Source organism: Micromonospora violae (genome assembly GCF_004217135.1).
GTDB classification, from domain to species: domain Bacteria; phylum Actinomycetota; class Actinomycetes; order Mycobacteriales; family Micromonosporaceae; genus Micromonospora; species Micromonospora violae.
This window is the reverse complement of the sequence record NZ_SHKK01000001.1, coordinates 3483834-3497261: the sequence shown is the minus strand read 5'-3', so window position 1 is coordinate 3497261 and position 13428 is coordinate 3483834. Positions and strand designations below refer to the sequence as shown.

Here is a 13428-nt window from a genome sequence, read left to right as displayed (position 1 = left end):
CTATCTACCTACGGAGGAAACCCCGGATGTCCGGACTGCTCGCCGGTAAGCGACTGCTCGTCACCGGTGTCATCACCGACGCCTCGATCGCCTTCTCGGTGGCGAAGCTCGCTCAGGAGAACGGCGCGCAGGTCGTGCTCACCGGCTACGGCCGGCTCTCCCTGGTCGAGCGGATCGCCAAGCGGCTGCCCGAGCCGGCGCCGGTGATCGAGGTGGACGTCACCAACACCGAGCACCTGGCCGGCCTCGCCGACCGGGTACGCGAGCACGTCGACGGCCTCGACGGTGTCGTGCACTCGATCGGCTTCGCCCCGCAGAGCTGCCTGGGTGGCGGCTTCCTCGACGCGCCCTGGGAGGACGTGGCGACCGCCCTGCACGTCTCCACCTTCTCGTACAAGTCCCTCGCGATGGCGGCGCTGCCGCTGATGTCGCCCGGCGGCGCGGTGGTCGGTCTGACCTTCGACGCGACGAAGGCGTGGCCGGTCTACGACTGGATGGGCGTGGCCAAGGCCGGCCTGGAGTCCGCGTCCCGCTACCTGGCGCTGCACCTGGGCAAGCAGGGCATCCGCAGCAACCTGGTGGCCGCCGGGCCGCTGCGCACCATCGCCGCGAAGTCGATCCCCGGCTTCGACCAGTTCGAGGACGCCTGGGCCGAGCGTGCCCCGCTGGGCTGGAACCTCACCGACCAGGAGCCGGCCGCGCGGGCCTGCCTGGCGCTGCTCTCCGACTGGTTCCCGGCCACCACCGGCGAGATCGTCCACGTCGACGGTGGCTACCACGCCATCGGTTCCTGACGCTTCGCCGCGACGCTCCCTGGCCGCCGCCCGCGTGATCTACGCGTCCCGGCCAGGGGGCGTCGCCGGGACGTCCCGGCCGAGGGGCAAGAATGACCCCATGTCGTACGACGCGGTGGTGCTGGTGTCCTTCGGCGGGCCGGAGCGGCCCGAGGACGTGATGCCGTTCCTGCAGAACGTGACCCGGGGCCGGGGGGTGCCGCCCGAGCGGCTGGCCGAGGTCGCCGAGCACTATCAGCACTTCGGTGGGGTGTCCCCGATCAACCAGCAGTGCCGAGAGTTGCTGGCCGCCGTCCGCGCCGACTTCGCCGCGCACGGTGTCGACCTGCCCATCTACTGGGGCAACCGCAACTGGGATCCGATGCTCGCCGACACCGTGACCCAGATGCGCGACGACGGGATCACCCGGGCGCTGGCCTTCGTCACCAGCGCGTACGGCGGCTACTCGTCCTGCCGGCAGTACCAGGAGGACATCGCCGCCGCGCGTGCCGCCGTCGGCCCGGACGCGCCGGTGATCGAGAAGTTGCGTCAGTTCTGGGACCACCCCGGGTTCGTCGAGCCGCACGTCGACGCGGTCCGGGCCGCCCTGGGCCAGCTCGACCCGGCCCAGCGGGACACCACCCGGCTGGTCTTCACCGCCCACTCCATCCCCAGCTCGATGGCGGCCAACGCCGGCCCGCACGGTGGCCGGTACGAGGCGCAGCTGCACGAGACCGCCCGGCTGGTCGCCGCGGCCGCCGCACCCGACCTGCGCTACGACCTGGTCTGGCAGAGCCGCTCCGGCCCGCCGCAGGTGCCGTGGTTGGAGCCGGACATCAACGACCACCTGGCCGCCCTCGCGCAGGGTGGCACCACCGCGGTGGTGGTCAGCCCGATCGGGTTCGTCTCCGATCACCTGGAGGTCGTGTGGGACCTGGACACCGAGGCGCGGGAGACGGCGAAGCAGCTCGGCCTGGACTTCGTCCGGGCCGGCACGCCGGGCACCGACCCCCGCTTCGTGACCATGGTGCGTGAGCTGGTCACCGAGCGGACCGACCCGGACGGTGCGCAGCTGCGCCGCCGGCTGGGCGAGCTGCCCATGTGGGACACCTGCCCCACCGTTTGTTGCGTGCCGACCCGGCGCCCCTGACCTGTTGCGTGCCGACCCGGCACCCCTGACCTGTGCGTGCCGACCCGGCGCCCCTGACCTTTGAGGATCATCATGCATGACCGTAAGCCCGTGCAGAGTTGGCTGACCGACATGGACGGCGTGCTGGTGCACGAGGGCCAGCCGGTGCCCGGCGCGCCGGAGTTCATCAACCGGATGCGCGCCTCGGGCAAGCCGTTCCTGGTGCTGACCAACAACTCGATCTACACCCCGCGTGACCTGACCGCCCGGCTCAGCCGGATGGGGCTGGACGTGCCGGAGGAGTCGATCTGGTCCTCCGCCCTCGCCACCGGTCAGTTCCTCGCCGACCAGCGGCCGGGTGGCACCGCGTACGTCATCGGTGAGGCCGGGCTGACCACGGCGCTGCACGCCGTCGGCTACGTGCTGACCGACTTCGCTCCCGACTACGTGGTGCTCGGCGAGACCCGCACCTACAGTTTCGAGGCGATCACCAAGGCGGTCCGGCTGATCAACGACGGTGCCCGGTTCATCTGCACCAACCCCGACGTGACCGGCCCGTCCGTGGAGGGCGCGCTACCCGCCGCCGGCTCGGTCGCCGCCATGATCTCCAAGGCGACCGGGGTGGAGCCGTACTTCGTCGGCAAGCCCAACCCGATGATGATGCGTTCGGCGCTCAACACCATCAACGCGCACTCGGAGAGCACCGCGATGATCGGTGACCGGATGGACACCGACATCCTGTGCGGCCTGGAGGCCGGGTTGGAGACCATCCTGGTGCTCACCGGGATCAGCAGCCGCACCGAGGCGGAGCGGTACCCGTACCGGCCGTCCCGGATCGTCAACTCGGTCGCGGACCTGCTCGACGAGATCTGACGGCGCTGCTGTTCGTCATCCCGCCCCGTCCGGCCTCGCCGAGCCCGGCCTCGCCCCGTCGATCGCCCCCGCCGATCATGGAGTTGTGGTGGGTGACAAAAAACCCGCCGAATGCCAAAGCGGGCACCACAACTCCTTGATCGACAAGGCCGGACCTGCCCCTCTCGCGCCGGAGAGTCGGTGGTTGGCCGGTATGCCAAGGAGTACCTGCGGGCTGGCGATGATCGCGGGCGAGGTTCCGGTCAGGGGCGCAGGGGGGCGTTGCAGGCGGCCACCAGGGCCTGCCGGCAGGCGGCGGTCAGCGGACGAAGGGCCGCGTCCCGTTGCTGCGCCTCGTAGTTGTTGATCGCCCCGCCGGGCGCGGAGTGCCCGGCCAACGCGAGCACCCGGTCGAGCACCGCGGCCCGGGCGAAGAGCCGCCGGGCGCGCGGGTCGAAGCCCGGCGGCAGGTCGGTGGTGCCGTCGGGGCGGCGTAGCGCGGCCAGCGCGCCGGCCAGCTCGGGCCGCCACTGGGCCACGTCGAGGCGGGTCAGCGCGGCGGTCGTCTCGGCCAGCGCGGCGGCCAGCTCGGCCTCTGCCTCGGCGGCGCCCGGCAACGAGAGGGACGCGGCGGGGGCGTTGGCCGGCAGTGGGTAGACGCGCCACAGCACCGTCTCGAAACAGTCCCCGGAGCCGGAGGTGTGCGAGCGCACCTCGGGGATCAACCCGAGCCCGCCGGCGACCACCGCCTCGCCCGTGACCAGCGCCGCCCCCGCGAAGTCGCCGGGGCCGGGTAGACCCCGGGGGTCACCCGGCGCGGGCAGCACCAGGCGGATCTCGTCCGGGGAGAGCTTGGCCAGGGTGGGCAGCGCGGCGCCCAGCGGGACGTCGGTCCAGGTGCCCGGGGCGTCCGCGACGAGATGTTCCTCGTCGCCGGCGATGGCGTCGGCAACCTCGTCGTACGGCACCAACCCGGCACGCCACGCGCGCACCCAGGCAACGAACCGGCTGGACCGGCGCGGCGCGAGCGTGACCGCGCCCGTTGCGGGGGTGGACATGCCGAAAGGGTACGTGGTCACGACCGGCCCTGTCTCGACTGCCGCTCCGGTCGCCCGACCTGCCACCAACTGCCCCCTTCGCCCCAATCCTGTCCGGCGTCCCTTGGCGTCTCCGCGCCCACCGCCCTGGTCGATCATGGAGTCGTGGTGGGCGAAAGGTGCCGATTGGAGCCGTTTCGTGACGCACCACAACTGCATGATCGACGCCTGCGGGCGGGTGGCGGGTGGCGGGCGGGTGGCGGGCGGGCGACGGGCGGCGGGGCGGTGGGCGGGCGGCGGGTGGGGGCGGGGCGGTGTGTCGGGGGTGGGGTGGGGGCGGGCGAGGTTTAGCGTGATCGACATGGCGGGGCGATACGGCGAGGACGTGTTGGCGGGCGACTGGCGGCGGCGCAAGGTCACCCCCGAGGTGGACGCCGAACCGGACCTCGTGGTCGAGGACGCCGACTCCGGGTTCTGCGGAGCGGTGGTGAGCTTCGAGGCCGGTGCCGTGGTGCTGGAGGACCGGCACGGTAAGCGGCGCAACTTCCCGCTGCTGCCGGCGGCGTTCCTCCTCGACGGCAGCCCGGTCACGCTGCGCCGCCCCACCCGCGCGCCGGTGCCGGCGGCCCGGCGGCGGACCGCGTCGGGTTCGGTGGCGGTGGACAACGTCCGCGCCCAGGTGGCGAAGGCCAGCCGGATCTGGGTGGAGGGCATCCACGACGCCGCCCTGGTCGAGCGGATCTGGGGTGACGACCTGCGTATCGAGGGCGTGGTGGTGGAGCCGTTGGACGGCATCGACGCGCTCGACGCCGAGGTACGCGACTTCGGCCCCGGCCCGACCCGACGCCTCGGCGTGCTCGTCGACCACCTGGTGCCGGGCAGCAAGGAGAGCCGGATCGTGGCCCGGGTGAACTCCCCGCACGTGCTGGTGACCGGGCACCCCTACGTGGACGTGTGGCAGGCGGTCAAGCCGGCGGCGTTGGGCATCGCGGCGTGGCCGGTGGTGCCGCCGGGGCAGCCGTGGAAGGAAGGGGTCTGCGCGGCCCTCGGGGTGGCCGAGCCGGCCGACATGTGGCGGCACATCCTGTCCCGGGTGAACAGCTTCGCCGACGTGGAGACGCCCCTGATCAACGCCATGGAACGCCTCATCGACTTCGTCACCGAGCCGGCCTGACCACCTGGTCGGCCGGCTCGGTTCAGCGGTGGGTCAGGGGGCCTCGTCGGGGCTGCGCGTGAAGACGAACGTGGCGATGTCGACCGCCGTCGCCCGTCCGCTGTCGTCGCGCAGCACCGACAGGATCTCGCCGTTCTCCGGGCCCGAGTGTCCCCGCCAGCGGTCCGTCCCCTCGGCCGTGAACCGGCTGACCCGCTCACCGCGTACGTGGGCGACCAGGTCACCCGCGTCCCAGGTCAGGTCCAGCGGAATGCCCATCCACCACCAGCGGCCGGTCAGCTCGGCCAGTTCGGTCGCGGGCGCGGCGGTGGCGGGCCGCCACGGCGGGGGGAACGCCGGCTCGGCGTCCAGCACGGTGGTCAGCAGCCTTCGGCTGAGCCGGGTGATCGGAAAGCCGTACGAGTTGGCGAAGCCGACCACCGCGGTTCGGGTGGGCCGGTGCACCACGAGGGATGCCACGTACCCGGGCATCGAGCCGCCGTGCCCGACGTACACGCGTTCGCCGTCGCGGTAGAGCTCCAGTCCCAGGCCGTGCCCCTCGCTCCAGGAGTCGAGATCACTGATCACCACGGGCGCGCACATTTCGGTGAGCGTCTCGGCGGCCAGTACCGACGGGTCGGGGTCGGCCAGGAAGGCGGCCCAGCGGCCCAGGTCCTCGATCGTCGACCAGAGTTGCCCGGCGGGGGCCATCGCGCCGGTGTCGGTACGGGGTTCCTCGCGCAACGTGTGGTGCCAGGGGTGGACGACGTAGCCACGGGCGTACGGCTCGGTGGCGGCGTAGGTGGTGCGGTGCAGGCCCAGCGGGGTGAGGATCCGTTCGTCGAGCAGGTCGGCCCAGGGCTTCCCGGTGAGCCGTTCGAGTAGCCCGCCGAGCAGCCCGTACGCCAGGTTGGAGTAGTGGTACGCGCGGTGCGGCGGGTAGGCGATCTTGTTGGCGTCGACCCCGGCGAGCAGGGTGGGCAGGTCGACGCCCGCCGCCCGCTCCCACCAGTCGCCCTCGGGTTCGCGTTGCATGCCGCTGGCGTGGCCGAGCAGTTGGCGCAGGGTGAGCGCGCCCACGCCGGTGCCCGGCAGGTGCTGCTCCAGCCGGTCGTCGAGGGCCAGTAGGCCGGCGTCGCGTAACTGCATGATCAGGGTGGCGGTCATCGTCTTGCTGATCGAGCCCACCCGGTACTGCAGGTCGACGTCCGGGCGGGGGTGCTCGCCGGCGGCGGCCACGTGCGCCAGCGCGCCGTCGCGAACCACGCCCAGCACCAGCGACGGGGCGTGACCGTCGGCTTGTGCCTGGGCGACCCGAGTGTCGATCTGTCGGGCGGTCTCGGGTAGCAGGGTCACCGGGATCTCCTCGGGTCGGCCGCCGATTCGTGGCGTTCTGGCGGGACGGGCAGGGCCTCGCCCGAGCTTACTGATCTTGCGGGGCGGTCGCGCGTGCGTTTACGTGTCAGGATTGTGGCGTGGACGCCGTGGTGTGGATCGTTTTGGGTGTGCTGCTGGCCGTCGCCGAGATTTTCACGACGACGCTATTCTTGATCATGTTTGGGGTCGGTGCGTTCGCCGCCGCCGGTGCGGCCGCGCTGGGTGCGCCGGTCGCCGTGCAGGCGCTGGTCTTCGCGGTGGTGTCGGCGTTGAGCCTGGTGGTGGTCCGACCGGTCATCCGACGGCACAGTCGCTCGGCCCTGGAGAGCGGCGAGCAGCCGTTCGGTGTGGAGGCTCTCGAGGGCGCCACCGCTCTGGTGTTGGAACGGGTGGACGCCGAGCACGGTTTGGTCAAGATCGACGGTGAGTTGTGGACGGCCCGGCCGTACGACACGACGCAGACTTTCGAGCCCGGTCAACGGGTTCGGGTGATAAAGGTCCGGGGCGCGACAGCCCTGGTGTGGCAGGACGATGTTTCTTCCGCCGGCGAGTTGCCGGAAGCGAGAGGGTGAACGGATGACGGTCATCGGTGTGCTGATCATCGCGGTGGCGTTGATCGCCGTGATTACGCTAGCCAAGGCGCTGCGGATCGTGCCGCAGCAGCGCCAGGACGTGGTGGAACGGCTCGGCAAGTACAAGCGCACCCTGAACCCCGGCCTCAACCTGCTGGTGCCGTTCGTCGACGCGGTTCGGACCAAGGTCGACATGCGGGAGCAGGTGGTCAGCTTCCCGCCGCAGCCGGTGATCACCTCCGACAACCTGGTCGTCTCGATCGACACGGTTCTCTACTTCAAGGTGGTCGACTCGGTCCGGGCGACCTACGAGATCTCCAGCTTCCTCCAGGCCATCGAGCAGTTGACCGTCACCACATTGCGTAACGTGATCGGTTCGCTCGACCTGGAGCGGGCGCTGACCAGCCGCGACGAGATCAACCGGCACCTCTCGGGTGTGCTGGACGAGACCACCGGCCGGTGGGGCATCAAGGTGACCCGGGTCGAGATCAAGGCGATCGAGCCGCCGGCCAGCATCCGCGACTCGATGGAGAAGCAGATGCGCGCCGAGCGGGACCGCCGGGCGGCGATCCTGACCGCCGAGGGGCACAAGCAGGCGCAGATCCTCACCGCCGAGGGTGAGAAGCAGTCGGCGGTGCTGCGGGCCGACGGTGACCGGCAGGCCCGTATCCTGCAGGCCGAGGGTCAGGCGAAGGCGATCCGGACGGTCTTCGACGCGATCCACCAGGCCAACCCGAGCCAGAAGGTGCTCGCCTACCAGTACCTGCAGGCTCTCCCGCAGATCGCCCAGGGCAGCGCCAACAAGGTCTGGATCGTCCCGGCCGAGCTGACCAAGGCCCTGGAGGGGATGGGTGGCGCGCTCGGCGGGCTGAGCCAGATGGTGGGGGACATGCCCGCACCGGAGGCAGCGGACCACGCGAGCCAGGTCGAGCGCGAGGCCGCGGAGGCGGCCCAGGCCGCGGCGGACGCCGCCCAGCAGATCCACGACGAGGTACGCGTCGCCGAGGCGCAGGCCACCGGCGGCAACAAGCCGCAGGGGCTGCCCGCGCCGGAGCCGGTGTCGCCGACCAGCCTCGTCGAGGACCCGGCCGACCAGCGCGAGCGCGGCTGATCCCGTACGCCGGCCGCCCGGCCGGATAAAAGCGAGAAAGACTCATGGGGCGCTCCGACGCCTGCCACGATCGGTCCTAGGACGGGTGGTGACCAGGCAATCGGGGCGCCCCGGCGCGTCCCGCACCGTTCGTCGACGAGCGAGGTGACGCATGAAGGATCCGGCGAATCGGATGTGGTCCTCGGCCCCGGTGCCCGGCGCGCACGACCCGATCGCCCCGCTGGGCACTCGGCGCAGCGGTGGCGGGTTCGGCGTACTGCCCTTCGTCGGAGAGCCGACCCCGGGGGCTCCCGCCACGAACGCCAGCTGGGCCTGGTCGGTACGTCGGTTCGCGCGGGCGGCGGTCTGGCTGCTGCCCGCGTACGCCATCCTCTACGGCGCGGTGGCGATGGCCAGCGACGGCGGGGTGGGCAACGACCCCTATCCGGCCGACGGCCAGGCGGTGTACCTGATCGGTTGGGTGGCCGCGGTCTGGCTCGGCCTGCTCGCGTTGCTGGCCCTCACCGGGCTACTGGCCGCGACCCGCAGTCGCCGGGTGGCCGCCGCCGGGCTGCTGGTCAGCATCGCCGGCACCGTGCTCATGCTGCCGTTCGCCGGGCTCGAGGAGCAGACGCCGGTCTTCGGCGCCACCGCGCGGTCGCTGGTCCTGGTCGGCGCGACGTTCTACAGCGCGGGCTGGTTCCTCACCGGGTGGGCGGTGGCCCGCTCGGGCACCTTCAGCCTTGGCGACGGCGTCATGTTGATCATCGCCGCGCCGCTGCTCGGCCTCGGCGGTGCCCTGATCGGCTCGTTGCAGACGTTCGGTGCGATCTTCGTACTGATCGCCGGCATCGGCATCGGCTACCGCTCCGGGCGCCTGATGCCCCGCGAAACCGCCAGAGACGCCGCCAGCGCCAGCCTCAGCACCCCAACCCCTAACCCCTAACCCCTAACCACCCCGGCCTTCGGCCAGCTCCGGTGATCATGAGGTTGACGGGCGATTCCGTGATCAAACCTCCCGCTAACCCCATGATCACCGGAGCGGGAGCGGGGGCGGGGGCGGGGGCGGGGGGAGCGGGGGAGCGGGGAGCGGGGCTGGGGGTTGGCTGGTGGGGGGCCGTGAAGTTGGTGACAATCGGGCTCTGAGGGTGGTCGGTTGGCGGTTTTTGTGGCAATCCTGGGTTGCATGGCCGCCCCCCGCTCGCCGCTGTCGCGGCTGTTCACCGTGCTGTTCGCCGGCGTGTTGGCCGGGCTCGTCCTGGCTGTCGCCGCGCTACCCGGCAACCTGCTGCTCGGGCTCAGTGCCCGCTCGGCGCTCGGGTCGTATGCCGCGTTGCCCGCCTCGCTGAAGACTCCCGCGACGCCGCAGCGTTCGTACCTCTACGCCAACGACGGCAAGACGCTGATCACCACGTTCTACGACGTGAACCGCACCGACGTCCCGTTGTCGGAGATCGCCCCGGTCATGCGGCAGGCGATCGTCGCGGCCGAGGACCGGCGCTTCTACGACCACGGCGGCGCGGACCTGCGCGGCCTCGCCCGGGCACTGGTGGCCAACGTCAAGGGCGGCGGCACCGAGCAGGGCGGCTCGACGCTGACCATGCAGTACGTCCGTAACGTGCTGAAGACCGACCCCACCCGCACCGCCGAGGAGCGCGCCGCCGCGACCGACCCCACGGTGGGCCGCAAGATCCAGGAGATCCGGTACGCGAGCGCGCTGGACAAGAGCCTCGGCAAGGACGAGATCCTCGACCGCTATCTGAACATCGCCTACTTCGGCTCCGGCGCGTACGGGATCGCGGCGGCCAGTCAGCGGTACTTCGGCAAGCCTCCGGCGCAGTTGACCCTCGGCGAGGCGGCCCTGCTGGCCGGTCTGGTGCAGTCCCCGGACGCGTACAGCCCGATCAGCGGGGACAAGGACGAGGCGCTGGCGCGCCGGTCGTACGTGCTCGACTCGATGGTCGCCACCAACGCGATCACCGCCGCGCAGGCCGCCCAGGCCAAGGCGGAGCCGCTGGCCCTGCACCCCACCCCGCAGCCCAACGGCTGCACCGCGGTCTCCCAGGGCCACGACGACTGGGGCTACTTCTGTGACTACCTGCGTCAGTGGTGGCTGACCCAGCCGGCGTTCGGGGCCACCGTCGCGGAGCGCGAGCAGGCGCTGCGCTCGGGCGGCTACACCGTGGTCACCTCGCTGGACCCGAAGATCCAGGCCACCGCGCAGCAGCAGGCAACCAAGGTCTACGGGTACGACAACAAGCGCGCCCTGCCGATCGCGGCGGTGCAGCCGGGCACCGGGCGGGTGTTGGCGATGGCGGTCAACCGGCACTACAGCCTGGCCGACAACCCGGCCGGGCAGGCGAACTACCCGAACACCGTCAACCCGTTGATCTCCGGTGGCGCCAGCGTCGACGGGTACCAGGCGGGTTCGACGTTCAAAATGTTCACCATGCTCGCCGCGCTGGAGTCGGGTCGTACCCTCTCCACCGGTTTCGACGCGCCCGCCAAGCTACCCACCCGGTACGCCGCCGAAGGGCCGGGTAGCTGTGACGGCCACTGGTGCCCGGCGAACGCCAACCCGGACTGGATGGACGGGTACCGGATGATGTGGGACGGCTTCGGCCGCTCGGTGAACACCTACTTCGTCTGGTTGGCCGAGCAGGTCGGCCAGGACAAGGTGGTCGAGATGGCGCAGCGGCTCGGCATCACCTTCCGCGCCGACTCGGACGCCGCCTTCGCCAAGAACGACGCCAGGAACTGGGGTTCGTTCACCCTCGGCGTGGCCGCCACCACCCCCCTCGATCTGGCCAACGCGTACGCCACGGTGGCCGCCGAGGGCACCTACTGCACTCCGGTGCCGGTGGTCTCGGTGACCGGCGCGGACGGCACGAAGGTGCCGGTCGGGCAGCCCTCCTGCAAGCGGGTTCTCGACCCGGACGTCGCCCGTGCCGCGACCGACGCGGCGCGCTGCCCGGTGGGCCAGCAGTCCGCGTTCGGGCAGTGCAACGGCGGCACCGCCACCGGCGTGAACGACATCCTCGACGGCCGGCCGGTGGCGGGTAAGACGGGTAGCTCGGAGCAGAACTCCACCGAGACGTTCGTCGGCTTCACCCCGCAGGTCGCGGTCGCCGGTATCGCCGCCAACCCGGACGACCCGGCCGACTCGGTGGGGTCGGCGGTGCAGACCAAGGTGATCGACGCGGTCGCCCGGGTCATCGCCACCGCGGTGAAGGGCCAGCCGGAGAAGGCGTTCGTCGCGCCGAGCCACGACCTGGTCGGCAACCCGCACCGCCCGGTCGAACGCCCAACGGTCCCGCAGAACCAGAACGACGACCCCGAGTCGCCCCTGGACCGCTGGCTAAACCGCCGAGGCTAAACCCAACCCCGCCCCACCCACCCCACCCACCCCGCCCGCCCCGCCCGCCCCGCCCCGCCCCGCCCCCGCCCCGTCGATCATGGACTTGTGGTGCCCGTTATGTGACTGCGCGGGGCTTTCATCCACCACCACAACTCCATGATCGACGGAGTAGGGGTGGTGGGGCCGGGGCCGGAGGGCCGGGCGGGCCGGAGAGCCGGCGGGGCGGGGCGTTAGCGGTCGCGGCGGCGGGGGCGGTAGCTGGTCAGGGTCGCGGGGATGCCTCGGCGGATGATGCCGGCCCAGTCGGTGTCGCCGCGCAGCACCGCCGCCGCGGTCTTGCGGGCCTGTTCGACGGTGAAGTGCGGTGGCAACATCAGCTCGGCCGGGTCGACCAGGGCGTTGATCACCACGGGCCGGTCGGCGGTGAGCGCCCGGTCCCAGACGTCGCGTACCTGCTCCGGTGAGTCGATCAGCTCGCCGTGCAGTCCGAGCACCTCCGCCCACTGGTGGTAGCCGATGTCCGGCAACTGCTGGCTGTCCGGGAACATCGGCGTTCCTTCGGTGGAGCGCTGTTCCCAGCTGACGAACGCCAGGTCGCGGTTGTTGAGCACCAGCACCACGAAGCGCGGGTCGGCCCAGCTGCGCCAGTACTTCGCCACGGTGATCAGTTCGTTGACGCCGTTCATCTGCATGGCCCCGTCGCCGATGAGCGCGACCAGTGGTCGGTCCGGGTGGGCGAACTTGGCGCTCAGCGCGTACGGCATGGCGCCGCCCATGGACAGCAGCGTGCCGGAGAGGCTGGCCAGCATCCCGGGGCGGACCTGGATGTGTCGGGCGTACCAGGCGGTGGTGGTGCCACAGTCGACGGCGAGCAGCACGTCGTCGGGTAGCCGCTCGTTGAGGGTGTGGAAGAGCAATTGCGGGTTGACCGGGTCGGCGGTCTGCTCGGCCAGGTCGTGTTGCACCCGGCGCCACGCCGAGGTGGCCTCGGCGATCTCCGCCCGCCAGGCGGTCGGCCCTGGGCCGGGGCCCAGTTCGTTCAGCAGCGCGCGCAGCGTGGGGCGGGCGTCGCCGGTCAGGTTCACCTCGGTGGGGTAGCGCAGCCCGAGCTGGGTGCCGTCCAGGTCGATCTGCACCGCGCGGGCCTGCCCGGGTGGCGGGTAGAACTCCGAGTACGGCATGTTGCTGCCCACGATCAGCAGCCGGTCGCAGCCGCTCATCAGCTGCCAGCTGGGTCGGGTGCCGAGCAGTCCGATCGCGCCGGTCACCCACGGCTCACGGTGGTCGACGGCGGTGAAGCCGAGCAGCGCGGTGGCCACGCCGGCCCCGAGCCGGTCGGCGATCTCGCGGACCTCGTCGCGCGCGCCGAGCGCGCCCTGCCCGACCAGCATGGCCACCCGCTGCCCGCCGCGCAGCACCTCGGCCGCCCGGCGTACGTCCGCCTCCGGGGGCACCGTCGGCGTGGTGCTCGGCGTGTTGCTGGTCTGGTAGTAGCCGTGGGCGTGCGGCGGGTTCGGGACGGCCGGCTCGTCCTGGATGTCCAGGGGGAGGACCAGGGCGGTGACGGTACGCCGGGCCAGCGCCGTCCGGCAGGCCCGGTCGATGAGGTGGCGGACCTGCGCCGGGTTGTCGAGTTGGGCGAGGAACGCGGCGGCCACGTCCTTGTAGAGGGCGAGCAGGTCGACCTCCTGGTAGTAGCCGCCGCCCTCGGCGGTGGTCGCGGTGTGCCCGACCAGGGCGATCACCGGTTGGTGGTCGAGCTTCGCGTCGTACAGGCCGTTGAGCAGGTGGATGGCGCCCGGACCGCTGGTGACCAGCGCGCAGCCCAGCGGGCCGCCGCCGTACTTGACGTGCGCGGAGGCGGCGAAGCCGGCGGTCTCCTCGTGGCGGACCTGGATGAACTGGGCCCGCCCGTTGGTGCGTTGCAGCGCCGAGGTCATGCCGTTGATGCCGTCGCCGGGGTAGCCGAAGTAGCGGTGTACGCCCCAGCTGAACAGTCGCGACACGATGTGGTCGGCGACGGTCGGACGTCGGGGCAGAGCACCCGTTTCGTCCGGGGCCGTGTGGTCTGCGCTCACCTGGCTTGT

General features: G+C 71.7%; 11 protein-coding genes. 8 read left to right on the top strand and 3 right to left on the bottom strand.

What is annotated here, in order from left to right; all coding sequences use genetic code 11:
- Positions 1–26 precede the first annotated feature (26 nt).
- The 3 genes from fabI (at position 27) to EV382_RS15315 (ending at position 2775) form a co-directional block, all read left to right on the top strand.
- The gene (fabI, locus tag EV382_RS15325) at positions 27–794 is read left to right on the top strand and encodes an enoyl-ACP reductase FabI (protein ID WP_130402568.1); all 768 of its coding nucleotides are present in this window, start codon (positions 27–29) and stop codon (positions 792–794) included.
- Between the two features lie 100 nt (positions 795–894).
- Positions 895–1923 (top strand): ferrochelatase, encoded by a 1029-nt coding sequence (locus tag EV382_RS15320; protein WP_130402566.1) that lies wholly within the window; start codon positions 895–897, stop codon positions 1921–1923.
- 72 nt (positions 1924–1995) lie between these two features.
- Positions 1996–2775: an HAD-IIA family hydrolase gene (locus EV382_RS15315; RefSeq protein ID WP_088988620.1), complete on the top strand. Its 780-nt coding sequence runs from the start codon at positions 1996–1998 to the stop codon at positions 2773–2775.
- A 242-nt stretch (positions 2776–3017) separates the two neighbouring features.
- Here EV382_RS15315 and EV382_RS15310 read toward each other — a convergent pair whose 3' ends face one another.
- Positions 3018–3812, bottom strand: coding sequence for a hypothetical protein (locus EV382_RS15310; protein WP_130402564.1), 795 nt, complete (start codon positions 3810–3812; stop codon positions 3018–3020).
- Positions 3813–4152: 340 nt separating this feature from the next.
- Here EV382_RS15310 and EV382_RS15305 point away from each other — a divergent pair, with 340 nt between their 5' ends.
- Positions 4153–4965, top strand: coding sequence for a DUF3097 domain-containing protein (locus tag EV382_RS15305; RefSeq protein ID WP_130402562.1), 813 nt, complete (start codon positions 4153–4155; stop codon positions 4963–4965).
- Positions 4966–4998: 33 nt separating this feature from the next.
- Here EV382_RS15305 and EV382_RS15300 read toward each other — a convergent pair whose 3' ends face one another.
- Complete coding sequence (locus EV382_RS15300) at positions 4999–6300, bottom strand: serine hydrolase domain-containing protein (RefSeq protein ID WP_130402560.1); 1302 nt, start codon at positions 6298–6300, stop codon at positions 4999–5001.
- A gap of 119 nt (positions 6301–6419) precedes the next feature.
- On the opposite strand from EV382_RS15300, the gene EV382_RS15295 reads away from it, so the two are divergent.
- From EV382_RS15295 to EV382_RS15275, 4 genes are all read left to right on the top strand, one after another.
- Entirely contained in the window at positions 6420–6893 is a 474-nt protein-coding gene (locus tag EV382_RS15295) for an NfeD family protein (RefSeq protein ID WP_130402558.1), read from the top strand.
- Positions 6894–6897: 4 nt separating this feature from the next.
- The gene (locus EV382_RS15290) at positions 6898–8004 is read left to right on the top strand and encodes an SPFH domain-containing protein (protein WP_130402556.1); all 1107 of its coding nucleotides are present in this window, start codon (positions 6898–6900) and stop codon (positions 8002–8004) included.
- Positions 8005–8155: 151 nt separating this feature from the next.
- Positions 8156–8929, top strand: a complete 774-nt coding sequence (locus EV382_RS15285) for a hypothetical protein (RefSeq protein ID WP_130402554.1) — start codon at positions 8156–8158, stop codon at positions 8927–8929.
- A gap of 240 nt (positions 8930–9169) precedes the next feature.
- Positions 9170–11359 (top strand): transglycosylase domain-containing protein, encoded by a 2190-nt coding sequence (locus EV382_RS15275; RefSeq protein ID WP_244236706.1) that lies wholly within the window; start codon positions 9170–9172, stop codon positions 11357–11359.
- 212 nt (positions 11360–11571) lie between these two features.
- Here EV382_RS15275 and EV382_RS15270 read toward each other — a convergent pair whose 3' ends face one another.
- Positions 11572–13419, bottom strand: a complete 1848-nt coding sequence (locus EV382_RS15270) for a thiamine pyrophosphate-requiring protein (RefSeq protein WP_130402550.1) — start codon at positions 13417–13419, stop codon at positions 11572–11574.
- Positions 13420–13428: the final 9 nt, after the last annotated feature.